This is a genomic window from Occallatibacter savannae (genome assembly GCF_003131205.1).
GTDB classification, from domain to species: Bacteria; Acidobacteriota; Terriglobia; order Terriglobales; family Acidobacteriaceae; genus Telmatobacter; species Telmatobacter savannae.
Genome location: NZ_QFFY01000005.1, coordinates 562,684 through 587,457, shown reverse-complemented (window position 1 = coordinate 587,457; position 24,774 = coordinate 562,684). Strand labels below are relative to the sequence as shown.

18 protein-coding genes are annotated in these 24,774 nt (G+C 60.1%); 4 read left to right on the top strand and 14 right to left on the bottom strand.

Features of this window, described 5'->3' with window-relative positions; genetic code table 11:
• Window positions 1-94 precede the first annotated feature (94 nt).
• Both DHV10_RS20485 and DHV10_RS20480 read right to left on the bottom strand, forming a co-directional pair.
• On the bottom strand, window positions 95-1,573 hold the full coding sequence (locus DHV10_RS20485) for a MiaB/RimO family radical SAM methylthiotransferase (RefSeq protein ID WP_109488235.1): 1,479 nt from the start codon (window positions 1,571-1,573) through the stop codon (window positions 95-97).
• 190 nt (window positions 1,574-1,763) lie between these two features.
• Complete coding sequence (locus tag DHV10_RS20480) at window positions 1,764-3,026, bottom strand: MFS transporter (RefSeq protein WP_204101486.1); 1,263 nt, start codon at window positions 3,024-3,026, stop codon at window positions 1,764-1,766.
• Window positions 3,027-3,323: 297 nt separating this feature from the next.
• On the opposite strand from DHV10_RS20480, the gene DHV10_RS27310 reads away from it, so the two are divergent.
• Window positions 3,324-3,653, top strand: coding sequence for a hypothetical protein (locus tag DHV10_RS27310; RefSeq protein ID WP_162601716.1), 330 nt, complete (start codon window positions 3,324-3,326; stop codon window positions 3,651-3,653).
• A 132-nt stretch (window positions 3,654-3,785) separates the two neighbouring features.
• Window positions 3,786-5,435, top strand: coding sequence for an arabinosylfuranosidase ArfA (gene arfA, locus DHV10_RS20470; protein WP_109488233.1), 1,650 nt, complete (start codon window positions 3,786-3,788; stop codon window positions 5,433-5,435).
• Between the two features lie 142 nt (window positions 5,436-5,577).
• On the opposite strand, the gene DHV10_RS20465 is transcribed toward arfA, so the two are convergent.
• Window positions 5,578-6,432 carry a hypothetical protein gene (locus DHV10_RS20465; protein ID WP_109488232.1) on the bottom strand — a complete coding sequence of 285 codons (855 nt, stop codon included), beginning with the start codon at window positions 6,430-6,432 and terminating at the stop codon, window positions 5,578-5,580.
• A 251-nt stretch (window positions 6,433-6,683) separates the two neighbouring features.
• Here DHV10_RS20465 and DHV10_RS20460 point away from each other — a divergent pair, with 251 nt between their 5' ends.
• Window positions 6,684-8,957 (top strand): Tex family protein, encoded by a 2,274-nt coding sequence (locus tag DHV10_RS20460; RefSeq protein WP_109488231.1) that lies wholly within the window; start codon window positions 6,684-6,686, stop codon window positions 8,955-8,957.
• A gap of 127 nt (window positions 8,958-9,084) precedes the next feature.
• Here DHV10_RS20460 and DHV10_RS20455 read toward each other — a convergent pair whose 3' ends face one another.
• Complete coding sequence (locus DHV10_RS20455) at window positions 9,085-11,481, bottom strand: glycoside hydrolase family 31 protein (RefSeq protein WP_109488230.1); 2,397 nt, start codon at window positions 11,479-11,481, stop codon at window positions 9,085-9,087.
• A 279-nt stretch (window positions 11,482-11,760) separates the two neighbouring features.
• On the opposite strand from DHV10_RS20455, the gene DHV10_RS20450 reads away from it, so the two are divergent.
• Complete coding sequence (locus DHV10_RS20450; RefSeq protein ID WP_109488229.1) at window positions 11,761-14,700, top strand: PAS domain S-box protein; 2,940 nt, start codon at window positions 11,761-11,763, stop codon at window positions 14,698-14,700.
• A 263-nt stretch (window positions 14,701-14,963) separates the two neighbouring features.
• Here DHV10_RS20450 and DHV10_RS20445 read toward each other — a convergent pair whose 3' ends face one another.
• From DHV10_RS20445 to nrfD, 10 genes are all read right to left on the bottom strand, one after another.
• Window positions 14,964-15,296 carry a cytochrome C oxidase subunit IV family protein gene (locus DHV10_RS20445; protein ID WP_109488310.1) on the bottom strand — a complete coding sequence of 111 codons (333 nt, stop codon included), beginning with the start codon at window positions 15,294-15,296 and terminating at the stop codon, window positions 14,964-14,966.
• Window positions 15,297-15,354: 58 nt separating this feature from the next.
• The gene (locus DHV10_RS20440; RefSeq protein WP_239461957.1) at window positions 15,355-16,110 is read right to left on the bottom strand and encodes a cytochrome c oxidase subunit 3 family protein; all 756 of its coding nucleotides are present in this window, start codon (window positions 16,108-16,110) and stop codon (window positions 15,355-15,357) included.
• Window positions 16,103-17,764 carry a cytochrome c oxidase subunit I gene (locus DHV10_RS20435; protein WP_109488228.1) on the bottom strand — a complete coding sequence of 554 codons (1,662 nt, stop codon included), beginning with the start codon at window positions 17,762-17,764 and terminating at the stop codon, window positions 16,103-16,105. Before DHV10_RS20435 ends, DHV10_RS20440 begins: the two co-directional genes overlap by 8 nt.
• Window positions 17,761-18,837, bottom strand: coding sequence for a cytochrome c oxidase subunit II (gene coxB, locus DHV10_RS20430; RefSeq protein ID WP_109488227.1), 1,077 nt, complete (start codon window positions 18,835-18,837; stop codon window positions 17,761-17,763). The genes DHV10_RS20435 and coxB overlap by 4 nt, the downstream gene beginning before the upstream one ends.
• A 4-nt stretch (window positions 18,838-18,841) precedes the next feature.
• The gene (locus DHV10_RS20425) at window positions 18,842-19,753 is read right to left on the bottom strand and encodes an SCO family protein (RefSeq protein ID WP_109488226.1); all 912 of its coding nucleotides are present in this window, start codon (window positions 19,751-19,753) and stop codon (window positions 18,842-18,844) included.
• 207 nt (window positions 19,754-19,960) lie between these two features.
• Window positions 19,961-20,650, bottom strand: coding sequence for a hypothetical protein (locus DHV10_RS20420; RefSeq protein ID WP_109488225.1), 690 nt, complete (start codon window positions 20,648-20,650; stop codon window positions 19,961-19,963).
• Window positions 20,637-21,947: a hypothetical protein gene (locus tag DHV10_RS20415; RefSeq protein ID WP_109488224.1), complete on the bottom strand. Its 1,311-nt coding sequence runs from the start codon at window positions 21,945-21,947 to the stop codon at window positions 20,637-20,639. Before DHV10_RS20415 ends, DHV10_RS20420 begins: the two co-directional genes overlap by 14 nt.
• A 12-nt stretch (window positions 21,948-21,959) precedes the next feature.
• On the bottom strand, window positions 21,960-22,700 hold the full coding sequence (locus DHV10_RS20410) for a c-type cytochrome (protein ID WP_239461956.1): 741 nt from the start codon (window positions 22,698-22,700) through the stop codon (window positions 21,960-21,962).
• A gap of 110 nt (window positions 22,701-22,810) precedes the next feature.
• Window positions 22,811-23,353 (bottom strand): DUF3341 domain-containing protein, encoded by a 543-nt coding sequence (locus tag DHV10_RS20405; RefSeq protein WP_109488222.1) that lies wholly within the window; start codon window positions 23,351-23,353, stop codon window positions 22,811-22,813.
• A 2-nt stretch (window positions 23,354-23,355) separates the two neighbouring features.
• Entirely contained in the window at window positions 23,356-24,771 is a 1,416-nt protein-coding gene (nrfD, locus tag DHV10_RS20400) for an NrfD/PsrC family molybdoenzyme membrane anchor subunit (RefSeq protein ID WP_109488221.1), read from the bottom strand.
• Window positions 24,772-24,774: the final 3 nt, after the last annotated feature.

Genomic DNA, 24,774 nt, shown 5'->3' with positions numbered 1-24,774 from the left:
GGATCCGGACGAGGTCCGGAGTTCTTACGAGGCGCGCGAACGCACCCTGAGTATAGCACTGGTTTGGTGCGGGTTGCCCTTGCAGAGGTGAGACTTAGCAGGCGCCGACCAGAACGGGGCGAGATGGTTCGAATTGGTCGATCTGAACCGGTGTCGCGAGCAGAGTGTGGTCTGGAGCGATGGCGGTGATGCGGATCTGAAGCAGCTGATTGGCCGGGAGGGAGCAGGCAAGCTCGACGGGGAGGAAGTTGTCCGTGAGGGCGGAGGTGCGGCCGGATGCGGCCAGGGCTGCAGGGGTGTGCAGGGTGATGGCGGGCAGTTCGGAGCCGATGAAGCGGGAGCGGTGGGCGTGAATTTTGTCTGAGCCGAGAGCGCGAAGAGCGGTGATGCGTTCATTGACGACGCTGGTTGGGACAGGGTTTTCCGCATGCAGGTGCCAGGCTCGCGTACCGGGGCGCGGCGAGAACGGAAAGAGGTGCAAGTAGCCGAACGGGAGAGACCGGATGAAGTCGTAGGATTCGTGGAACTCGCGGTCGGTTTCGCCGGGGAAGCCAACCATAACGTCGGCACCGAGAGTGAGGGCGGGACCTGCGGCGCGGAGGAGTTCGGCGACCTTCTCTGCGTAGTGCCAGGGCCGGTAGCGGCGGTGCATGCGGCGGAGGACGGAGTCGGAGCCTGACTGAAGGGGGAGATGTGCGTGGCGAGCGAGACGACCACCCCAGCGACGTGGACCTGTCGGTGGGAACCCCGGATGGTTTCCGGCGAAGTCGCGAACAAGGGCGATCAGATCAGAGTCCCAGTCCATGGGCTCGATGGAGCTGAGGCGAAGGCGGGGCAGTACGGTCTGGTCGAAGAGGACGCGGACAAGGGCAGCGAGAGACCGTGGTTCGGAGCCGGAGCGATCGAGGTCGCGGCCCCATCGGCCGAGGTTGATTCCGGAGAGGACGAGCTCGTTGCCGCCGGCGGCTACAAAGCTGCAGATGTGGGCGAGAATTGCGGATGACGAAAGGCTGCGCGAATGGCCGCGTGTCTGCGGAATGACACAGAAGGAGCAGCGGTTGGAGCAGCCTTCCTGGATTTTGAGATTGGGGCGGGTTTGCGCGCCGGGTGTGATGGGGGCTTCTTCGAGGAAGGAGTGCGCGAAGGTGTCGTCGGCAAGCACCTGCGGTGCGGCAGCCGCGGCTGACGCCGCCTGGATCTGGATCAGATTGTCCGCAACCGTGGAGCGAAACGGCATCAGTCCGATCGCAACTTTCGGTGCGAGGGCTTTGTGGCTATTGCCGATGACGGCGGAGACGCCGGGGAGTTCGGCGAGTTCGCCTGGTGCGCGCTGGGCGTAGCAGCCTGTGGCAATGATGCGTGCTGCGGGGTTGGTGCGGTGGGTACGACGAATGTAGGCGCGGGCTTCTCGATCGGCTTCGCCGGTGACGCTGCAGGTGTTGACGATGACGACGTCGGCTTCGGTGGGAGAGTGCTCGGTGGCGCCAGAGTTCCGGAGGATGGCGGCTATGGCTTCGCCGTCGGCACGGGCGGCGCGGCAGCCGAAGTTCTCGATGTGGAAGGTGGGGGCCACAGGTTCAGTTTAGCGGAGTCGGAGAGTGTCGATCCCGCCCAAGCAGAGCTTGGACGGGGCACCCGGCTACATCGTGAATTGAAGTTTTCTTGTTCCCGCCCAAGCAGAGCTTGGACGGGGCACCCGGTTCTTCGTTCCCACCCTAAACGCAGAAGACGCGTTTAGGATGGGGCACCCACGTTGTCTCACTTCAGGAGGGGCAGCTTTCAATTTCGCGAGGTTGCGATTGCTCGATCGGGGCGAAGGTGCGGGCTTTTCGTCCTGCGAGGACGTAGACGATGCCCATGGCGGCGATAACGCAGACGAGTGCGAAGAGGAAGACGCTGCGGTAGCCGAAGGCGCCGATGACGGCGCCCGCGACAGGGCCGACCATGAAGAAGGAGACGTCGGCGAAGACGGTATAGACGCTGAGAGCGGTGCCGCGATTTTCGACCGGCACGCGGGCGACGGCTTCAACGCCGAGCGCGGGGAAGACGAGCGAGTATCCGGCACCGGCGAGGGCGGCGCCGGCAAGGGCCATCCACGGAGAGCCAGAGAGCCAGAGGACGAGAATGCCGAGTGACTCCACGATGAGACAGATCTTAGTGACGGAGAATCCGCCGAAGGTTCCGATGGTGCGGATGAAGACGAGGCGGGTGGCGATAAAGGCGAACCCGAATGCGGTGAGGCAGAGGGCTGCGCCGTCCCAGCGGCGGCTGGCGTAGAAGAGCGTGACGAAGGTGGCGAGAGCGCTGTAGCCGACTCCGCCGAGGGCGAGTCCTGTGCCATGCGGCAGCACGCGGCCGAGAACGCTTCGGAACGGAAGATGTTCGCCGGGGGTGACGGGGACGGGAGGCTTGAGGGCTGCCCAGATGTATGAGGCGGCGCAGACGAGGATGGTGAGAAGGGCGACGGAGCCCAGGCCCCAGTGGCTTTCCATCACTACGCCGAGCGGCGCGCCGACGGCAAGTGCGCCGTAGGTGCTGACGCCGTTGTATGAGATTACTTTGGCTGTGTGCTCGGGGCCGGCACTGGAGATGCCCCACAAGGTCGCGCCTGTAGAACCGAGGCTTTCGCCGACGCCGAGGACGAGGCGGCTAAGGATGAGGATGGCGAGGCTGAGCCAGGCGGGGTTGCGATGGAGCGAGGCGGCGGCGAAGAGCAGGATTCCGCTGAGCGTGCAGGCGGCCATTCCCCAGAGGACGGAGATCTTTGCGCCTTTGTGGTCGGAGATGCGGCCCGCCCAGGGTCGGCTGAGGAACGTGGCGATGTACTGGATGCTGATGACGGCGCCGGCAAGGGACGCGTGATAGCCCATGCGGAGGTGAACGTACTCGGGCAGGATGGCGAGGGGAAGTCCGATGGCGAGGTAGACCACGAAGCTGAGAGCTGTGAAGCTGATGATGTGCCACGCGCTCGCACCGGAAGACACGGAGGGCGGGGCTGCTTCGCGGCTAATTACTGTGTTTGGCATGGTTTAGGGTCGTGCAGGAGCACTGATTGCTGTGTTCTCAGTATAGCGGAAAGGGGAATGTGATTCCCTGGGGCGCGGTCTCATATCCGGTACTTAAGAGATGCGTCAGCGGACCGTGACGATGCGAACCACAGAGAAGGCGAACGCAAATGCGAAGCCGTACGCAAAGCTTTCAATTCGAACTGGAAGGCGACCGCGGCGCTGTACTCCATCTCCGATCGCGGCCATGACCAAGCCGGTGATCAGCGGGCTAACAAGCAAGCTGATTCCGTGCAGTTTCGAAACAGGAACCAGCGGATGCGGGAAGACAACGGCAGTCAGAAGACCGAAAACCGCTCCGATGAGGATCAAAATAAGAGCGGCGATGCCAGCGTTTCCCCGGCGGGCGGTTATCCAGAAGCGACGGAGAAGGTGATGGAGGCCAGCGACGATCACACTGAACCCTATCTCCAATATCGCCTCGGCCAACAATTCGAGGATGAAGCCCAACAGATCTTCCATCGGTCGCGCGGCAATGTCCTGTCGAGAAATACGAAAGATGAATCGGGCCCGTTCCAGCCGTGGGAGGAATCTGCCACTGTGCGCAGGACCGCACCATCGCCGCTAGATTTCCGAATGCCCCTTTGACAAGGCGCGGTGCTGTTTTTATGCTTGGCGAGCAAACGTTTACCAGCAGTCGAATGCAGCGAAGTTTTCTCGCGACGTGGCGAGTGTTGATCGAAAGCGCCGACGTGCTGGTTAGTAAGGAAGGGGTCTCAGATGAAGAAGGTTTCTCGTAGGCAGTTTTTGCAGCAGGCGGGCCGGACGGGCCTGGCCGTTACGGCGGCTTCGGCGCTGGGCAGGTTCGGGATTGCGCAGACGCAGCGCGTGACTCGGGTGACGATCGATTCGAATCGGCAAATCTCGGAGATCAATCCGCATCTGTTCGGGTCCTTTCTGGAGCAGCTGGGGCGCGCGATCTACGAGGGGATCTACGATCCGAAGTCGAAGTTTGCGGATGCGGACGGGTTCCGGACGGACGTGATGAAGGAGATTCACGATCTGGGCGTGCCGATCATTCGATGGCCGGGCGGGAACTTTGTGTCGGGATATCACTGGCTGGATGGCGTGGGTCCGAAAAAGGATCGGCCAGCGGTGCTGGATCGGGCCTGGAACACGCTGGAGACGAATCAGTTTGGAACGAATGAGTTCATCACGTGGGCAAGGAAGGTGGGGACGGAGCCGCTGTTCGGGCTGAACTTCGGGACGGGGTCGGCAGAGGATGCGGCGGCTCTGGTTGAGTACTGCAACGTGGAGAAAGGCACGAAGTGGAGCGATCTGCGGCGGTCGCATGGTTACGAGAAGCCGCACAACGTGAAGTACTGGTGCGTGGGGAACGAGATGGACGGGCCCTGGCAGATCGGGCACATGGAAGCGCGGGAGTACGGTATCAAGGCGGCAGATGCAGCGCGACAGATGCGCGCGGTAGATGAGACGGTGAAGCTGGTTGCATGCGGGTCGAGCGGGCCGTTCATGCCGACGTACATTACGTGGGACCGCACGGTGCTGGAGCAGTGCTATGAGTACGTGGATGGCATTTCGCTTCATCGCTACTGGGGGAATACGGACGAGACGGGGCACGACAGCCAGAAGTACATGGCGATGAACCTGGCGATGGACCGGCAGATCGAGGAGATCATCTCGGTTTGCGATGCGGTGCGGGCACAGAAGCGGTCGGGCAAGCAGCTGTTCCTGTCGTTTGATGAATGGAACGTGTGGTATCGCGCGCGAAGCGGGGATGCAGTGAACGGGCGCAGGACGGAGGCTCCGCATCTGCTCGAAGAGCCCTACAACCTGGAAGACGCGCTGCTGGTGGGCGGGCTGGTGAATTCGCTGATGCGACACTCGGATCGCGTGAAGGTAGCCTGCCTGGCGCAACTGGTGAATGTGATTGCGCCGATTATGACGAACAAGGATGGAGTCCTGCGCAACACGATCTTCTATCCGTACTCGTGGGGTTTGAAGTATGGGCGCGGGCGTGCGTTGAGCATTGAGCCTGAGGGACCAAGCTACGAAGTGGCTTCGCTCGGCAAGCCGATTGAGGACATCGGGCTGGCGGTTCCAGGATTCGGCAAGGTGCAGTATCTCGATGTGATGGCGACGTACCAGCCGGAGCAGAAGACTGCGACGATCTTTGCGTTGAATCGGGATCTTGAGAACGAGCAGGAGCTCGAGTTGAACTGGCACGATCTGACGCCGTCGCGCGTGATTGCATTTGAGACGATGACGGGCAGCGATCTGAAGGCGCTGAATACATTTGCTGACCCGAAGAAGGTGGTGCCGCAGACGGCGCCGAGTCCGTCAGTGGGATTGAAGATGAGCGTGAAGCTTCCGGCGCGGTCGTATTCTGTGCTCACACTGGCGCTGTGAGGAGCGAGGGAGTAGGGGCTAAGGGACTGGGGACTTAGGGACTAGGGACTAGGGGCTAGGGACTAATGGACAGTTGACAGTAAGTAGTGGGTAGTGAGGAACCGGCTCGCTTGGCTAGCTGTCTAGAAAATTCTTTTGCTGATCACTTCATTTCGAAGTTGGCGGGGTCGAGAGCGACGTCGTGAACGATCTGGCTGGCGACGAGGTCCCAGGAGAAGAGGCGCGTGCTGCCGTTTTGCGTTTCCTGCGACCACTGCAGGTTGTAGTGCGTGGGAAGGGTGATTCCGTGTTCGGTGCGGAACTCACTGAATTGCTCTTCCATGCGGTACTTGATCTCGCGCTGATATGGCGTGCTGCGGATGTCGCCCGTGGGGCCTTCCTGCTGGCTCATGGTGTAGGTGGTGTGAAGATGGCGGCCCGTTTCGGGATCGAAGTAGAGGAAGACCTGCATATCGCTGCTGTGCTTTGAGCTGTATTGAAACGCGAGGGCCTGCTGACCATCGATCTTTCTGGTGCCGAGGCTCTGCAAGCGTGCGCCGTTGGCTGCGAGATTTTCGAGCGCCCATCCGGTGCCGAGTTCTCCTCCGAGGAGGCCTTCTTTGATGACAAAGGTCTGGCTTGCGATGAACTCGCCGAATACGGATCGGTGATGCGATGAGGTTGGCAGAGCGATGCCGACCTTCGAACCGTTGAAGGTGAATTGCTCGCCGCGCCAGTCGCCGATGCCGAATTGCATGACGAGGTCGAGTTCGCGTCCTGACGAGACGAGGTCCCATGATCCGGCTGCGCCTCCGCTGCCGCCGACAAGGATGTGGAATTGCAGATCGCCGCGGACGACTCTGGATTTCTCGGCTGTGCGCACGTTCGCCGGAGCGATCGAGTCGAGGTTGCGAGCGACGATGTCGTCTGAGCCCGGATTGCTGCTGCCGTTCACGGTTCCGGTAAGTGCGGCAGCGAGGATCAGCAGCTTTGTACTTAACGTCAGGATCTTGCTCATGGTCAGCCTCGGCGTTGCTCTCGGAGCATTCGAAGTCTAGCACTACGCACGGGGAATCAGCGTGATACCCGGCGCACACAGTGCGGTTTGCTGGTCGTAATCTTTCAGGGTTGACAGTTGGGCAAGGACGCAGGATGGAGTATCCGATTCCACACCCCTCTGAGACGGCCCAATCTAAAGGACGAAGCTCGTTTTACACAATCCCGTGCTCCCGGCCCGGTCTCACTCGCGTTTAGGATGGGACTGAACCCATGGCTGACAATCGCATTCTCTCCCCTGCCCTTCTTCTTCATATTTCCAATCTTCTGAATATTCCACTCCGCGGAATCACGGCGGTGATTGAGCTGCTGGATGACGGCGGTACGGTTCCGTTTATTGCGCGTTATCGCAAAGAGGCGACGGGCAATCTCGACGAGGTGCAGATCGGCGCGATTGAGGAGAAGCTTGCGTACTTTCGCGAGCTTGAGGATCGTCGCGAGAGCATTCTGGCTTCGATTGCGGAACAAGGCAAGCTGACGGATGAGCTGAAAAAGCGGATCGAAGCGACGCTCGATAAGAACGAGCTCGAAGATCTATATCTGCCGTACAAGCCGAAGCGGCGGACCAAGGCGACGATTGCGCGCGAGAAGGGATTGGAGCCATTAGCGGCGTATCTCTGGGCGCAGCAGGCGAGTGAAGAATCACTCGCGGTGATGGCGCCGAAGTTTGTGAATGCGGAGCTGGGTGTGGCGAGTGTGGACGAGGCGCTGGAGGGCGCGCGGCACATCGTGGCGGAGTGGATCAGCGAGAATGCGGATCTGCGGAAGGCGCTGCGGAACCTCGTGTTCGATGAAGGCGTGGTGATCAGCCGCAAGGCGATGGACGCGGTGGATGAGCGCGAGAAGTTCAAGATGTACTACGAGTACAAGGAGCCGGTGAAGGCGATTCCCTCGCACCGGATGCTGGCGATCAGGCGCGGCGAGACGGAAAAGGTTCTTTACTTCCTGATCGAGATCGAGCAGGAGCGGGCACTGGCGCTGATGCGCAGACATGTGTTGCGCGCGCAGGGAGACTGGACGGCGCAGCTGGAGCTGGCGATTGATGATGCGTGGAAGCGGCTGCTGAACTCGTCGATCCAGACGGAGATCAGGTTGGAGTTGAAGCGGAGGTCGGATACGGAGGCGATTCAGGTATTTCGCGACAACCTGCATAACCTGCTGCTGGCCGCGCCAGCGGGGTCCATCTCTGTTCTTGGGATCGATCCTGGATTGCGGACCGGGTGCAAGCTGGCGGTGGTGGACCAGACGGGCAAGCTGCTGGCTCACGATGTGATCTATCTGCACACATCGAAGCACGGCAATGCGGAGGCGATGCCTAAGCTCGAAGCACTGCTGCGGAAGTACAACGTGCGGGCGATTGCGATTGGGAACGGGACGGCTTCGCGCGAGACAGATGCATTTGTGCGCGAGTTCCTGCGCGAGAAGGGTATCCAGGAGATTTTCTCGGTCACGGTGAGCGAGGCAGGGGCAAGCGTGTATTCAGCGTCGGAGATTGCGCGGCAGGAGTTTCCGGACCTGGACCTGACGGTGCGCGGTGCGATCTCGATTGCGCGGCGGCTGCAGGATCCTCTGTCGGAGCTGGTGAAGGTCGATCCGAAATCGATTGGCGTGGGGCAGTATCAACATGACGTGGATCAGCGGCAGCTGGCGGAGTCGCTCGAGAAGACAGTGGAGAGCTGCGTGAATCGCGTGGGCGTGGATCTGAATACTTCATCGTGGACGCTGCTGCGATATGTTGCGGGCATCAGCGAACGCACGGCGATGAACATCGTGAGCTATCGCAACGACAATGGGAGCTTCCGGTCGCGCACGCAGGTGCTGAAGGTGCCGGGCATTGGCGCGAAGACGTTTGAGCAGGCGGCGGGTTTCTTAAGGATTCGCGGCGGGGAGAATCCGCTGGATATGACGGCGGTGCATCCGGAGTCGTATCCGGTGGTTGAGCAGATCGCAGCAGCGGCGGGGGCGAGTGTCGCGGATCTGATCAAGAAGCCGGAGCTGGTGGAGAGGATAGATCGCAAGGGTCTGACTGCGGGGCAGTACACGCTGGAGGACATCCTGGCGGAGTTGAAAAGGCCGGGGCGCGATCCGCGCGAGACGTTTGTTGCGCCGCAGTTTCGCGAAGAGGTTCGCGAGATTGCGGATGTGCAGGTGGGAATGGTGCTCGAAGGTGTGGTCACGAACGTGACGAAGTTTGGAGCGTTTGTCGATATCGGCGTGCATCAGGACGGTCTGGTGCATATCAGCGAGCTCTCGAACAAGTTCATCAAGGATCCGGCGGAGGCCGTGAAGACGGGACAGATTGTGAAGGTGAAGGTTTTGACCGTGGATGCGAAGGCGATGCGGATCGGGCTGTCGATGAAGGCGTTGATGGGGCCGGGGCCGGGTTCAGGCCAGAGGCCGCAGCAGGGAAAGAAGGCGACTGCGCCGAGTCCGGTGAGTTTTCAGGAGAAGATGGCGGCGCTTTCGGCCAAGTGGGGTGGGAAATAGATGTAGTGAGATCCCCGGTCCCCAAGTGCGAGGGACCGGGGGCACCCGGCTCCCCTGCAATCCTTGCTTCCCATGTCTCCAAAAGAGGGAGACATGGGGCACCCACTGAGTTTTCGCCGCACCGTGATTAGGGGTGAATGATGTCGATGATTTTGGAATCGGGCTCCGTCCATGCGGCGGGGCCTTCGTGTTTGAGCTGGTGTGTTGTGTCGTCCCAGTGGAGATGGGTGATGGAGCCGGCGCCTTTTTCGTAGGCGTAGGTGGTGCCGTCGTCGGAGAAGAGGGTGAAGTCGGCGTTGGCTCCGGGGTAGATGCGCACGGAGGCGATGGACTGCGGCTGGTCGGCGCTGAGGCTCGGCGAGCCGAGCGGGATGATGGAGCCGGCGCGAACGAACAGCGGGAGCGTGTCGATGGGGGCTTGAGCAGTGATGGTCTGGCCGCCGCGCAGTCGCTCGTTGGTCCAGTAGTTGTACCAGTCGGAGCCGGCGGGAAGGTAGACCCTGCGTGTGGTAGCTCCCTGCTCGACGACAGGAGCGACGAGGAATGCGGGGCCGAACATATATTCGTCGGGGATGTCGGCGACGTTTGGGTCGCTGGGGAAATCCATGAAGAGGGCGCGCATGAAGGGCGCACCGGTTTTGTATGTGTTGTACGCCAGCGAATAGGTGTAGGGCATGAGCTGGTAGCGGAGGCGAAGGTACTTCTCGAGGATGGGCTCAGCCTGCTTACCGTAAGACCAGACTTCGTTGTGCATGCGTTCGCCGTGGGCGCGCATGACGGGTTGGAAGGTTCCCCACTGGAACCAGCGTACGAAGAGCTCGGGGTAATCTTCGTAGCCGTCGATGTTTTCGCGGGCGTCGGAGCCGTCAACGAGGGGTTTGTGTGCGGCGTGGTACGTGGGGTAGATGCTGGGCGCGAAGAATCCGGCGATGTCGGTGTCCCAATACGGCAGGCCGGTGGCGGTGAAGTTGAGTCCGGCGGGGATGGAGCGCTTGAGCATGTCCCATGTGGCGGTGATGTCGCTGGACCAGAAGACGGTGCCGTTGCGCTGGGCTCCGAGGTAGGCGGCGCGGGCGAGGATCATGACGCGGCGACTGTCGCCGAAGTCGCGCCGGAAGCCATCGTAAACCGATGCGGTGTGGAAGAGGGGGTAGACGTTGTAGTAGCGCGCGCCTGAACCGATGGAGAAGAAGTCGGCGGCTGGATCGATGTCGGGTTCTGTTTCGTCGAGCCAGAGGTAGTCGAAGCCGTAGGGCTTGATGTAGCGGTCGCGTATTTTTTCCCACCACCAGCGGGCAGCTTCAGGATTGGTGGTGTCGATGTTGGGGCCGATGACGGGAGCGTATCCGGAGCCGTCGGGCGTGCCGTCGGCTTTGTGAATGAGCCAGCCCTTCTCCTTGAGCATGGGGTAGAACTGCGTGTCGGCGGCGAAGTGCGGCCATACGCTGAGTAGGGTCTTGACGCCTTCGCTGTGGAGCTGGCGGTTCATGGCGGCGGGGTCGGGCCAGCGTTTCGGATCGAGGTCGAGCTCGCCTTGTTTGGTCATGTTGAGGAAGTCGACGACGAGGACGTCGAGAGGGAGATTGCGGTCGCGATAGCCCTTGGCGATGGCGATGGCCTGGTCCTGCGTGGGGTAGATTGCCTTGCTCTGGATGTAGCCGTAGGTGGCTTTGGGCAGGATGTGGGTGACGCCGGTGAGTTGACGGTAGCCGGAGTAGATTTCGTCGGTGGTGTCGCCGGCGATGACGAAGAAGGAGACGCGGTCGCCGATTCCGGAGGACCAGACGTTCTGCTGATTGAAGCCGAGGTCAATGGTGGTTTTGGAGGGGTTGTCCCAGATGAGCCCGTAGCCGCGGTTGGAGACCATGAAGGGGACGCAGACGTTCTCGCCGCCGATGTGGGAGTAGTCATGCCAGCAGTTGACGCGGTGGTCGCGGAGGTTGAGACTTCCCTGCTGCTGCTGGCCGAGGCCGTAGTAATTTTCGCCGGTGGGCGAGTCGAAGGTGGCGGAGATGCGCGAGCTGGGATCGGCTTTTTCGATGGTGGTGGCGGTGGATGCGTCCGGATGGTTGGGGAACATGGACCAGCGCCACATTGTCAGCAGCTGTTTGCCGGAGGCGGTGGTGACGGTAATGGTGTCGTCGAAGGGAGCGTGGCGGTGGTCGCCGGGCGGGAAGTAGATGTCGCGCAGCTGCTGGTTGACGGCGTCGAAGGGGAGATGCGGGATGGGGTGCTGGTCTGTGAGGGCTACGCGAACTTCGAGACGGCTGGAGCGGAGGATGTCGTTCTGAGTGTCCTGCGTGTGCTTCCAGCCGGAGTTGGAGGGGATGGCGACGAAGCCATAACCAGGATGGTCGAGCGCGGCTGACTGGCTTGTGCTCAGCGTGATGCGAACGATGTCAGGACCGTAGGGCTCGACGGAGATGGTGCGACCTTCGCGCTGGAGCGTGAAGGACTGGGTGCCTTGTGAAGACAATCCAGCTGCGGACACGGCGAGGACGACAGAGGTTGCGATTCGCATCATGTGGGAGCCTGGCGAGGGCGTGCAGGATTGAGATGAAAGCGGATATCGCATGTTTCTCCAGAGACTTCGCATTCGCATTGTTCTATTCGTGAAGAAGGATACGGCATTGGGTTGGGGAGGCTGCGGCCTGGGCCAGCGAGAGTCGCCGGAGCCCGATCCAGTGTGGTGAAAACCTGGAATTCCGGATGGATGACTAACTGGCTGAAACCTGTACATTTGAAGCAGAAGCCGGGCTAGTTCCGGTATCTTAGTATTCGTTCCCCAACAAAACAAACGAACGTGTCCACCTCAGGTCAGCAACGAAGTTTCGGGCCCAACAACCCTGCGCAGATTCTTCTGCACGGCGCTTCCGATCTGCTCTCATCTCCGCAGCTGGAGCAGGTATTGCCGAAGGTGCTGAAGCTGGCAGACGCGGTGCTGAAGGCGGATGCTTACGCGATATGGCGCGCGGACGCGACGCAATCGCACTGGCATACCGTTGCGGCCGAAGGCCTCTCGGGCGACTACGAATTCAGGATCGATCTTGCATCTCCTCGCGGAATGAGTGAGAGACCGATCGTTGCGCCGGATGTTCAGGCTTCAGCAGAGCTGAGCTCGCGATCAACCGTTTATGAGCGAGAAGGCATCGTGTCGCTGCTTGCGGTTCCGTTAAACTTCGCGGGAGAGACGCGGGGAACACTTTGTTTCTACTTTCGCAAGCGGCACGTGTTCACCGAAGACGAGGTAGAGGCGAGCTCGCTGCTGGGAAGCCTGGCCGGACCGGCGATCGGTACTGCCGAGTTGTATGAGGAACAGTCGTCAGAGCGCGTGCGGCTGGAGTTTCTGGCAAATGCCGGAGAGGCGCTGGCGTCTTCTCTTGATTTTGAGACGACGCTGGAGAAGGTGGCGCAACTTGCTGTTCCGGCGATCGCGGACTGGTGCAGCGTTTATACCTATTCGGATGGGAAGCTGGAGAACATTGCCGTGGCTCACCAGGACCCGGCGAAGCTGGCGCTGGCACAGGAGTATCGGCGGAAGTTCCCCGAGACGCTGCGCCCGGGCTCACCGACGGAGCGGCTGCTGACTCTGGGCGAGTCGGGGCTGTACCCGGTGATCCCGGAAGAGATTCTGGCTAAGTCGATGCCCGATCCTGAACAATTGCGGGCGATCAAGGAGCTTGGCATTCGGTCGGTGATTGAGGTTCCGATTCTGGCCCAACAGAGGGTGATCGGGATGCTGCGCCTGATTTCGGCGGAAAGCCGGCGCATCTTCAATGAACGCGACCTGAGACTGGGAGAGGAACTCGGACGGCGGGCCGGCATCGCCATCGACAATGCCAGACTGTACCAGGCACTGCGCGCGCAGCAAGTGGAGCAGAAGCTGATTCTGGATACGCTTCCTTCGCTCGTGGCGGTGGTCAGCCGGGAGCAACGGTATCTTTTTGTGAACCGCGCGTATTCCGAGTGGTTTGGTGTAACGCACGATTTAACCGGGACGACTATTCGCGAGCTAGTGGGCGACACGGCGTATGAGATGGGGCGGCCGTATATCGAGAGAGCACTTGCGGGGGAAAAGCAGGAGTACGAAGCGGAAGTTCCCTTTATCCATGGTGGAACCCGTCACATTCGCGCGGTGTATTTGCCACGCCGCACAGAGGCGAGTGGAAACGACGGCTACGTCGCGTTTATCTCAGACGTAACCGCCGAAAGGCGAATTCTTGAAGAGATGCGGAGCAGCGAGGAGCGCTTCCGAGGCATTTTCACGAACGCCAGCGTGCCGATGGTCGTGACCGAATTGGATGGCAATATTGTTCGCGCCAACGAGGCGTATTGCCGTTTGACCGGCTATACAGAAGAAGAACTGAGGAAGACGACATTCCAAAAACTCACACACCCGGATGATCTGGGTCACAACGTCGAGCTCTATCAGCAACTGATGTCGGGCAAGATTCCCTCCTTTACTCTCGAGAAGCGCTACATCCGGAAGGATGGGGAGATCGTCTGGATCCGAGCGGGAACGAACGTTCTGCCTGACAAGGCGGGTAGACCACGACAGCTGCTTGGCATGGGCGAGGACATCACCGCCCGAAAAGTGGCTGAGATCCAGCGCAATCTTCTGATGGCGGAACTGGAGAAAGAGCGCGCCGAGTTGAGTTCCACCGTAGAGCAACTGCAGATGATTGAGGACGCAGTTGGCGCAGGCACCTGGTATTTCGATGTGAAGACGGGGATCTCGCACTGGCCTGCGGGGATTTCGAAGTTGTGGGGACTGGCTGCGGAGAGACACGAGATCAGGCTGGATGAGTTTGCGAGCCGGATTCATGCAGACGATCTTGGGCGCGTGCAGGCGACGATTCAGGAATCGCTGGAGAGCAAGAAGTCGTATGAGGTGAATTTTCGGGTCCTGTGGCCAGATGGGTCGGTGCATTGGCTGGCAGCGCGCGGCGCGGTGGTTTGCGATCAGAGCGGAGAAGCAACGGGCATCCTCGGGATTGCTTTGGAAGCCACTGAGCGTGTGAAGACAGAAGAAGCGCTTAGGCAATCTGAAAAGCTGGCCGCAACAGGACGGCTCGCGGCGACAATGGCGCATGAGATTAACAATCCGCTCGAAGCGGTGACGAACCTGCTCTTCCTTTGCCAGCAGGATCCTGCGCTGGCACAGCATCTTCGCGGGTATCTCGAACAGGCGGAACAGGAGCTAGGCCGGGTCTCGCACATCACGCGGCAGACGCTGGGCTTCTACAGAGAGAGCGTGAATCCGCAAGACGTGAATGTGTCCGATGCGGTGCGGGAGGTGCTGGAACTCTACAAGTACCGCCTATCGTCGAAGAACATTCAGGTGGACCTGCGCGTGGAGCCTCAGGCGATTGTGTTTGCGCGAGCGGGCGAGATCCGGCAGGTGATCTCAAACATTCTTCTGAATGCCGTGGACGCAGTGGCGTCGCGAGGGACGATTTGCGTGCGGCTGCGCCGCAAGGGGGAAGGCGGAGTCAGGCTGATGGTTGCGGACAATGGACCGGGCATCCCAGCGGAGAACAGGCGGAGGCTGTTCCAGCCGTTCTTCACGACGAAAAAGGATGTGGGCACGGGGCTGGGATTGTGGGTTTCGAAGGGGATTGTCGAGAAGCTGAATGGCACGATTCGGGTTCGCAGCGGCATGGGCGAGCGCAACCGAGGGACTACGTTCATTGTGGATTTGCCGGACCTGCCGAAGGCTGAGTCGGATACAGCTGGGGTTTAGCGGAACTGCAGTATCAGAGTGACAGCTGGTTGAGATTGCTTATCTCCCGTGCCCAATTGCATCGCACCTAAGGCATCCGGCGAAAAACAAATGCAGGTTCCTCCACTCCGCTGCGCTCCGGTCGGAACGACACGCTGCTTTGGCGGAGAGAAGCGATTGCATGACTGTCCAGTCGTTAGTAGCTCTTCGATGCCGTCTTGGCCGAGGATCAAAAACAAAGGCCGCCCGTGTGGGCGGCCTTTGTACTTATGCAGAAAGCGGACCTACCAGCGGCCCCATGCGCGAGTCCAGTAATCGGAGAGGGTCATGCCGACGAGGATTAGGAAGGTGAAGAGGCCGGCGCCGACGGTGAGCTTGGTGAGCTTCGTCGAGTACTTGACGTGCATGAAGAAGAGTACGACGAGGATCATCTTCGTTGCGGCGATGGCGAGGGCGATGACCGGGTTCAGCGGGCCAAGGTCGATGTAGGAAGCACCAACGGTGGCCGCGGTGCCGACGAGGAGCGCGAGCAGGATGGTGATGTAGATCCGGGGCGGAACGACGTGATGATGGTGCTCGTGCTCTTCAATCGATTCGAAGTCTTTATCGTGTTGCATGATGTACTCCCTGTCTGTCCGGCCCAAGCAGAGCTTGGACGGGGCACCCAATTCATTTTCAGTGACGGCTGATGAGATAAAGCAACGGGAACAGGTAGATCCAGATGATGTCGACGAAGTGCCAGTAGAGGCCGAAGTTCTCGACGTACGTCACGTGGCCGGTGGTGTAGGCTCCCGCGCGCGCCCGCACGATCATGAATCCGAGGAGTGCGATACCGATGATCATGTGCAGGGCGTGCATGCCCGTCATTGCGAAGTAGAGGAAGAAGTAGATTTCGGTATGCCGGGCCATGTCGTACGGCAGCGGCTTATCTTCAGGATTCTTCTTGTGGACTTCAGGATCGGACGAAGGGTTGACGAAGGATTGGACGCTGTAGTGGAAGCCGGGAACGTGGTGCTTCTCAATCTTCTCCTTGTACTCGATGGTCTTGATGCCGAGGAAGCCGAGGCCCAGGATGAAAGTGAGTACGAGGCAGAGGACAAGAGCGCCCTGCTTCTTCATCTCCGCGCACCAGACGCCCATGGCCATTGTGAACGAGGAGGTGATGAGGACGGCGGTGTTGGCTGTGCCCCAGAAGATGTCGAGCTGATGAGACGCCTCGACGAACGCGGGGTAGTACCAGTTGCGGTAGATGAGATAGGCGGTGAAGAGTCCGCCGAAGAACATGACTTCGGTCAGCAGGAAGAGCCACATGGCGAAGTTGGTGGCGTCGCTCTGCTGAGCGTAGGTCTCGAAGTGGTGGCGCTGATAGGGCAGGTGCTCGTGGTGAGCGCCCTCGGCTGCGCCGTGAACAACGACCTGGCTATCAGACACTGGCTACTTTCTCCTTCTGGCCTTCGAGCCATTCGTAGTCGTACGCTTCGTGATCCATGATGGGGATCGCGGGGAAGTTCTCAGTGAGAGGCGGAGACTGAATCTGCCACTCGAGGCCGGTGGCCTGCCATGGGTTGTCGCCCGCGATCTCGCCGTACTTGAGCGACCAGGTGAGGTAGAGGATCGGCAGAAGGTAGCCTACGCCGAGGATGGTTGCGCCTGCGGTCGAGAAGACGTTGAGCACCTGGAACTCCGGCGGGTAGGTCGCGTAGCGGCGGGGCATGCCGAGGGTTCCGAGGATGAACTGCGGGAAGAAGGTGAAGTTGAATCCGATGAACGTGACCAGCGCGGCAAGCTGCGAGATCTTCTCCGGATACATGCGACCGGTCATCTTGGGCCACCAGAAGTGCACACCTGCGAGGAAGGCCATCAACATGCCGCCGACCATGACGAAGTGAAAGTGGGCGACGATGAAGTAGGTTTCCGTGAGGTGGATGTCTGTGCCGGAGGAGGCGAGGAAGACGCCGGTGAGTCCGCCGATGGTGAACAGTCCCATGAAGCCGAAGGAGTAGAGCATCGGCGTTTCGAAGGTGATGGAACCCTTGTAGAGGGTGAAGGCCCAGTTGAAGATCTTGATGGCGGAAGGCACGGCGACGAGCATTGTGAGCAGTGAGAACACCAGCATGGAGTAGTTGGAGATACCCATGATGAACATGTGGTGCGCCCAAACGAAGAAGCCGAAGACGGCGATTGCGACCGACGAGAACGCGACGGCCGTGTAGCCGAACACGCGCTTGCGGCTGAAGGTGGAGACGGTTTCAGAGATCACGCCCATGCCGGGAAGAATCATGATGTACACGGCAGGGTGCGAGTAGAACCAGAAGAGGTGTTGGAAGAGGAGTGGGTCACCACCCTTGGCGGGGTCGAACACGCCGATGCCTGCAGTGCGCTCGAGTACGACGAGGACGAGGGTGATGGCGAGAACCGGGGTTCCGAGCACCATCAGGATGCTGGCTGCGTAGTTAGACCATACGAAGAGCGGCAGACGGAACCAGGTCATGCCGGGGCAGCGCATTTTGTGGATGGTGACGATGAAGTTGAGCCCGGTGAAGATGGAGCTGAATCCGGCGATGAAGATGGCGAGGCCGGTTGTGATGACGTTGGTATTGAGGTAGTGCGTGGAAAGCGGGGTGGTGAAAGTCCAGCCGGTGTCGACGCCGCCGGTGGCCATGGCGTAAAGGCCCAGCATGCCGGCCGCCATGTAAAGGTACCAGCTCAGCAGGTTGATCTTGGGCAGCGCGAGATCTTTGGCGCCAATCATGATTGGGATGAGGAAGTTTCCGATGGTTGCGGGGACAGAGGGCACCAGGAAAAAGAAGATCATCACGATGCCGTGCATGCTGAACACCTTGTTATAGGTGTCGGTAGCCATCAGATCAGACTGCGGGGTCAGCAACTCAAGCCGGATCAGGCCCGCCATTGCTCCTCCAATGAAGAAGAAGAACGTGATCGAGACCAGGTAGAGCATTGCGATCCGCTTGTGGTCACCGGTCAGCAGCCAGCTCAGCAGACCCTTTTCCTTCGACATGAAGTTCATGCGAGGAATGCGGGCCGTGGACTGATCGGGAAGACTGACGATTGTTGCGGTACTCATTGATTCACCATCCCCTGCCCAGCGGGCTTTTGTCCGGTGGGCGTTGCCTTGCCGTCGTTTTCCGGCAGCAGACTCGTCGTATTCGTCGTCTGCTGAATGCGGTAGTCAGAGTTGAGTTGCTTAATGTATTCAACGAGAGCAATCACGCCATCTTCACTGACCTGGCCTTGATAGGTGGGCATGATCGGAGCGAATCCCTGGGTGACGTGCTGCGAGGGATTGAGGATTGCGTCGCGCAGAAAGGCTTCGTCTGCGAGCTGCGATTGCCCATTGGCGAGCGTGAGCTTCGAGCCGTAGACGTTGGCGAGATTCGGGCCGCGGGCGTCTGGACGGGCATTGTGGCAGGCCGTGCAGCTGAGGCTGGCAAAGAGGCGCTCGCCGTTTTGCGCGAGCGATGCTCCGCTGGTGGATGTTGCCAGCCAGCGCTTGTAGTCATCGGGGGTGAGCACCACGATGTCGCCGATCATGTGCGAGTGATCGGTGCCGCAGTACTGGGTGCAGAACAGGTGGTAGGTTCCGGGTGTCGTGGCTTCGAACCAGACGGTGGTGTAGCGGCCCGGGATGGCTTCACGCTTCACGCGGAAGGCAGGAATGGAGAAGCTGTGGAAGACGTCCTGCGAAATGAGCGTGAGCTGGATGGCGCGGCCGGTCGGGATGTGCAGCGAGTTGATCTCGTGCTGGCCGCCCGGATGCTCTGCCTTCCACATCCACTGCTTCCCGACGACGTAGATGTTCATGGCGTTGGCCGGCGGAGTGTAGACGCGGAAGTAGATGAGCGCGCCCCATACAAACATGATGAGGAACAGGCCGAGCGGGATGATGGTCCACGTGGCCTCGAGCATCGTGGAGCCCTCGATCTGTACCGGGACGGGATGAGCCTTCTGGCGGTACATGATGGAGAACGAGGTGATGAGCAGAATAACGATCGTCAGACCGATAAGGCTGACCAGCACCATGAAGAAGTACAGTGCGTCGAACTGAGGCGCAATCTTCGACGCCTGGGGCGGATAGAGCGCAAAATTCGTCAACCACTTGACGAGGAATTGCCAGAGTACTGGACTTATGTGCGACATTCCGTTATCCGTTCACCTTTGTTCCTGAAGCAAGTTTCTCGTGTGCCGCGCGGTAATCGCGACGGAACATGATCCACATGAATCCGCCCAACATGACCAGGGTGACAGCGCCGCCGAGTTGAACGACGCGGGCGATGATCAGCGAGTGCTTGTTGGATTGCGGATCGTAGTGGTAGCAGTACGTAAGAATGTTGTCGACCGGCGAACCGATGTGGTTTCCGGAAGCCTCGACGAGGCCGAGCCGAATGTCTTTGGGGGAATACTCGACGCCCATGTAGTACTGGGCGAGTTTGCCCTGAGGCGTCACGATCTGGATCGAGCTGGCGTGCGCGAACTGGGTGAGCTTGCCGTCGGGGCCGGGGATTTTGACGTAGCTGAAGCCGACGGTCTTCGTGAGCGCGTCGATGTTCGGCTGCGTGCCGGTCATGAAGTGCCAGCCTGCGGCTGTTTCGGGGCGGCCGTAACGCCGAAGGTAGCTGCGCTTTTTGGCGGCGGCGAGATCGGTGCCTTCGCTCGGGTCGATGCTGACGACAACGATGTTGAAGTCTTTTCCGGGGACCAAGTTAACCATCTGCAGCGCGCTGCTGAGGCCGTTGAGTTCTTCGGAGCACAGCATCGGGCACTGATAGTAGACCAGGGCGAGAATTGCGGGCTTGGTGCCGAAGTAGCTCGCGAGCTGGACAGGTTTGCCGGTCTCGTCGGTGAAGGTGAGGTCGAGCGGGATCTGCTGATTGAGGTGCTGGGCGATTCCGACACCGTTGAGGATGTTCGGCTTTTCGTTGGTCGTGCCGACTTGCTTCTCGTCGTAGCGGGAGACCTGGGCCTGCGATGCGGTCAGCGCGGCGAGGCATAGGAGGGCGGTGGCCGCTAAGCGGGTGACCGTCCTCGTTTTTTTCGCGCTGTTGGTGCTGTACATGACTGCTGTTACCTCAGGGGCTAAAGCCCCGCCCGCTTTGTTGCTGTGTGCGGCACGACTGAAGTCGTGCCCTGACGCTTCTGGTTTCCCTTTGCTTTGGATCAGAACCTATCTTTGTGCCCTGATGCTTATCGTTTCCCTTTGCTTCTGCGTCAGAACCTATCTCTGTGCCCTGACGCTTTGTCGTTTCCTCTGAAATTTTGTTTTTTACTCGGGTTTGGTTTCCTGGACTCTGTTGCCTGTTCCGTTCCCTTCGCCTTCATGCGTGTACAGCTCTTCGGCTTTTTGCGATGCGGCTAGATCCTGTTCGAAGCCGGTGCGGGCAAAGCCGCTAGTAAGCGGCACTGTGACCTGCGGCTTCTGGTCTTCTGCGAGGAGCGGAGCTTGCTGCGCTGCCGGAGCGACGGGAAGTCCCTTCTGCGCGACGATCTGCATAGCGCGCTCGATGGGAATTCTTATTTTGCCCTGCGAGCGATCGACCCAGCTGTAGTCGTCGAGCAGGAGATCTTCGCGCGCGTGGAGATCGGCGACATCGACGTTGCCGTCGTCGGTCTGAACGCGCGGGGTGGGAAATTTCTGGGTCATCTCCGCGATTTTGTTCTGCAACTCGGGGTTGGTGGGCAGATTGCCGAGCGTGCGGATCTTTGCATCGGCGTCGGTCGTCCACTTCGTGTTCGGCCCGTCTTCTCGATTGAGCTCGGCATTGATTAGCTTGCCGATGCCGTAGGTCACCACTCCGCAGACGGCGACGAAGATGGCCAGCGAAGTGAGGAAGACAATGATGCCCGTGACCTTGACGTCGGACTGCTCATAGCCGGCGGAGGCGTCGATGTCCTTGGGGCCGTGTGAGCCGAGCATCTTCTCCTCGTGAGGTTCGTTGTGATCAAGCGTGGACATGTTCGGGCTCCAGAATCTCTGCGACGTGTGGATCGTTGGTCTGCACCAGTGCGCGAGTCTTCAGGTTGTGGCTGTAATAGGCGACCCAGATGGAGGCCATGGCGACGGGAAGCGCGATGTACTCGAGGATTCCCCAGCTGAAGTGCAGGTTGCGGGCTGCGTCCTTGAAGTTTGGTTCGATAAGCCAGAAGAGGTCGAAGGCTTTGGCGAAGATCATCCACTGGCAGACGCGAATCATGCGCTTCTTGTTGCGCTTGATGTCGCGCGAGAGCAGCAGTGAGAACGGAATCACCCAGTGGAAGATGAAGTCGAGGGTGATGATGATGCCCCAGTGTCCGCGAATGCGATCGAGGTACCAGTTAATCTCTTCAGGCAGGTTGCCGGACCAGATGATGAGGAACTGCGCGAAGCCGAGGTAGATGTTGAGCATGACAAAGGCGAAGGTGAACTTGCCAAGGTCATGCTGCTCCGTGGTGCGCAGGATAGTACGGAATGGCTCAGCTTTCGAGAGGCTGATGGCGGTCAGGATGGAAAGAGCGAGAACCGAGTATCCTTCGCCGACGAGGAATAGCAGGCCGTAGACGGAGGAGAACCAGGTGACGTCCATCGACATGACCCAGTAAATGACGGCGGCGGTCATGGTGAGCGAGTAGATCACAATACCGGGGCCGCTGATGTTTTCGAGCTTCTTGATCCAGAAGGGCGTTGTGTCGGCGGATTGCCTGTCACGCTCAATGCTCAGGCTGCGCAGACGCCACGCGTAGAAGATCCAGATCGCGAAGCAGATCACCATCACCATGAGGTAAGTGGTGGGATTGAGCATGGGGCGTTTGAAGTCGAGGCAGTGCGCCTGGGCTTCGTTGATGAGACCGTTTTTGAGGGCGTCGGCGGTTTCCGCGACGGTGGTGTATCTCGCCCACTGATAGAGGTACTTCATGAACGGAATGGAAATGAGCCAGTAGATGAGCACCAGCCAAAGCCCCTGCGATGCAGCTTCAAGCGGCCGGCGGAGAAGAAGGCCCCACTTGCCGCCGGAGACGTACTGGACCATGAGGAGCGCGAGGCCACCGACGGACCAGCCGAATGTGAAGACAAGGCCGAGCATCCAGGCGCGCATGAAGTGTTCCCAGCCGAGATGGTCCTGGGCCTGCCCGAGAAGAGCAAGAATCACGGCGACAACCGCAGCGACAATGCCGACGATGCTTGCGCGTGACCGCCAGCCGTCGACAAACGCAGGAGCGCTAAGATCTGCCGGGAGCGCTCGGGCGTGTGATGAACCGTGTGTGTCGTGAGCCATTGAACTCAATCCTTACTTCGCGGCCGCGGGAGCCGTCTTGGTTGCTGGAACAACGATCTTCGGGTTCGGAGGACCTGCCGGTGCGTTGCCAGGATTTCCTTCCGAAGGAACCTTGTAGTTCTCGACGCCGGTAGACTGCGGCAGCGTCCACGGCTGCGCGTAGTCGGGATGGCCCGCTTCAGTGGCCAGGTCCTTCAAGTCCCGAACCTGCGCGCCGGAGGGAACGTCGGCCTGCGTAGCGGCCTGGCTGAGCTGAAGGGCGCGGATATAGGCGGCAACTGCCCAGCGATCTTCAGGCGTGAGTTGCTCGGCGTAGTCGGGCATGGCGCCATAGCCGTGCGTCATTACGTAGAAGTAGTGCGAGACCGGCTGCGAGCGGCGGACCTGATCGTTGAGGTTTGCCGCCGGCTTGTAACCTCGCTGAACGATTTCGCCAAGGCCGTTGCCAACACGCGAGTGGCAGGGAGTGCAGTAGATATTGAAGCGCTCCTGGCCGCGCTCGAGGACTTCCATGGTCGCGGGGAAAGGAAGCTGGTCCTTCTCTTCGCGGTATCCGTTGGAGCCCTGCACCACGCCGGTGTAGAAGTAGCTGTCGGATTGAAGCTGTCCACGAGCGACGGTGTTGACGATCTGCGGGCGCGCGCCGCGATGGTCGGCGAAGAAGTCGGAGCCGCGCTGCGGAATCATCTTGGGCTGGTTGTGCATGTCCTGACGGCAGCCGGAGATGAGGAGGATGGCGGCGAGGCCGGTCAAGGCTAAGACATTTCTTTGTTTCCCACGTGCCCAAAAGAAGGGGACATGGGGCACCCGAACTACGGGTGAGGAGGCTGGAGACTGAGACCTGAAGACCGAGAGCTGTGTCATCAGTAGTCCACCTCCACTACGGAAACGGGGCTGAGGGTTTCGAGGTAGCGCTTGGACTCGATCAGGTCGAACTTGGGATCCATTGCCTCGAGGCAGAGGAAGAACTTGTCTGTGGTTGCTCCGTTGCGGAAGTTGGGAGCGTTGAAGAGGGGATGGTAGAGCTGAGGCAGTCCGTTCAGCGCGAGCATTCCGAATCCAGCGGAGAGACCGGCCCACAGAATCGTCCACTCGTACGCGGGCACAACGAAGGCGGGCCACGAGTAGAGCGGGCGTCCGCCGATGTTCAGCGGGTAGGCGATCACCGAGATCCAGGTCTCCATCGAGAACATGGCAGCGAGACCCATGAGGCCGCCGATGAGCGTGACGAGCGGCACGCGATTGCGGTGGAAGCCGATGGCCTCAGCCGCCTCTTCCACCGGATATGGCGTGTAGCAATCCATGCGGCGCCATCCGTCTTCGCGCGCCTGTTGCGCAGCGCGGACGAGGTCGCTGGGGTTATCGAATTCGGCCAGCAGGCCGTATGTTCCTTCACGAGAAGGCATCGTTAATCAGCTCCGGCTGCCGCTTTCGGCTTGATTTTGGCCGAGGGCAGAATCATGCGGATTTCGTTCATGGGGATCATGGGCAGGAAGCGGACGAACAGCAGGAACAGCGTCGTAAACAAGCCGAGCGTTCCGATGAACGTCATGTAATCCCACTTGGTTGCGCGATAGGTGCCCCACGAGGAGGGCAGGAAGTCACGATAGAGACTGGTTACAACGATGACGAAGCGCTCGAACCACATGCCCGTGTTCACCACGATCGAGAGAAAGAACATATAGGCGAGGTTGGTGCGCAGTTTGCGAATCCAGAGAGTCGTCAGCGGAATCGCGAGGTTGGTGATGATGAGCGTCCAGTAGGACCAGCCCATCGGACCGAAGGCGCGGTTCCAGAACATGAAGGCTTCCCAGTGCGAAGCCGAGTACCAGGCCATGAAGGCTTCCATGCCGTAGCCGTAGGCGACGATGAAGCCGGTGGCGAGCATAACTTTGCCCATGTTGTCGATGTGGCGCTCGGTCACCATCGACTCAAGGTGGTAGAACTTGCGCAGCGGAATGGCCAGCGTGAGCACCATGGCGAATCCGGAGTAGATGGCGCCGGCGACGAAGTAGGGCGGGAAGATGGTGGTGTGCCATCCAGGGAGGACCGCGACCGCGAAGTCGAAGCTAATGACGGTGTGTACGGAGAGCACGAGGGGCGTTGCGAGACCGGCGAGAAGGAGCGAGGCCGTTTCATAACGCATCCAGTGCTTCACAGATCCGCGCCAGCCCCACGAGAAGATTCCATAGAAGTACTGGGCTACCTTATTGTCGGCGCGATCGCGGAAGGTTCCAAAATCGGGGATCATGCCGATGTACCAGAACACGACCGAGATGGTGGCGTAGGTCGATACCGCGAAGACGTCCCACAGCAGCGGCGAGCGGAACTGCGGCCAGACGTTCATGGTAAGCGGGAGCGGGAAGAGCCAGTATCCGAGCCAGGGACGGCCCACGTGAATCAGCGGGAACATGCCGGCGCAAACGACGGCGAAGATGGTCATCGCTTCGGCGAAGCGGCTGATGGAGTTGCGCCAGGTCTGCTTGAAGAGCAGAAGGATCGCGGAGATGAGAGTGCCGGCGTGGCCGATACCAATCCACCAGACGAAATTGATGATCGCGAAGCCCCAGGCGACGGGCTGCGTGATGGCCCAGATGCCGACGCCTTTCAAGAAGAGCCAGGTGACTGCAACGAGGAGGACGGTTGCGACCGCACCTGCGATTCCAAACAGGGCCAGCCAGCCGAGCGGCGTGTGCGGGGTGAGCACAATGCGCGAGATCTTCTCTGTTACTGACTTGAAAGATTCGGCCTGGTTTACAACGCGGAACTCTCCGGTTGCGGGATCGATGCCAGGGTCGCCTCTTCTGATTTCACTAGTCGCCATCGT

What these genes read in the sequence shown, in the direction of transcription:
- DHV10_RS20480 (WP_204101486.1), bottom strand. Translation starts at nt 3,026, where the DNA reads ATGCCAAACACAGTAATTAGCCGCGAAGCAGCCCCGCCCTCCGTGTCT.
- DHV10_RS27310 (WP_162601716.1), top strand. Translation starts at nt 3,324, where the DNA reads ATGCGGGAAGACAACGGCAGTCAGAAGACCGAAAACCGCTCCGATGAG.
- arfA (WP_109488233.1), top strand. Translation starts at nt 3,786, where the DNA reads ATGAAGAAGGTTTCTCGTAGGCAGTTTTTGCAGCAGGCGGGCCGGACG.
- DHV10_RS20465 (WP_109488232.1), bottom strand. Translation starts at nt 6,432, where the DNA reads ATGAGCAAGATCCTGACGTTAAGTACAAAGCTGCTGATCCTCGCTGCC.
- DHV10_RS20460 (WP_109488231.1), top strand. Translation starts at nt 6,684, where the DNA reads ATGGCTGACAATCGCATTCTCTCCCCTGCCCTTCTTCTTCATATTTCC.
- DHV10_RS20455 (WP_109488230.1), bottom strand. Translation starts at nt 11,481, where the DNA reads ATGATGCGAATCGCAACCTCTGTCGTCCTCGCCGTGTCCGCAGCTGGA.
- DHV10_RS20445 (WP_109488310.1), bottom strand. Translation starts at nt 15,296, where the DNA reads ATGCAACACGATAAAGACTTCGAATCGATTGAAGAGCACGAGCACCAT.
- DHV10_RS20435 (WP_109488228.1), bottom strand. Translation starts at nt 17,764, where the DNA reads ATGAGTACCGCAACAATCGTCAGTCTTCCCGATCAGTCCACGGCCCGC.
- coxB (WP_109488227.1), bottom strand. Translation starts at nt 18,837, where the DNA reads ATGTCGCACATAAGTCCAGTACTCTGGCAATTCCTCGTCAAGTGGTTG.
- DHV10_RS20425 (WP_109488226.1), bottom strand. Translation starts at nt 19,753, where the DNA reads ATGTACAGCACCAACAGCGCGAAAAAAACGAGGACGGTCACCCGCTTA.
- DHV10_RS20420 (WP_109488225.1), bottom strand. Translation starts at nt 20,650, where the DNA reads ATGTCCACGCTTGATCACAACGAACCTCACGAGGAGAAGATGCTCGGC.
- DHV10_RS20415 (WP_109488224.1), bottom strand. Translation starts at nt 21,947, where the DNA reads ATGGCTCACGACACACACGGTTCATCACACGCCCGAGCGCTCCCGGCA.
- DHV10_RS20405 (WP_109488222.1), bottom strand. Translation starts at nt 23,353, where the DNA reads ATGCCTTCTCGTGAAGGAACATACGGCCTGCTGGCCGAATTCGATAAC.
- nrfD (WP_109488221.1), bottom strand. Translation starts at nt 24,771, where the DNA reads ATGGCGACTAGTGAAATCAGAAGAGGCGACCCTGGCATCGATCCCGCA.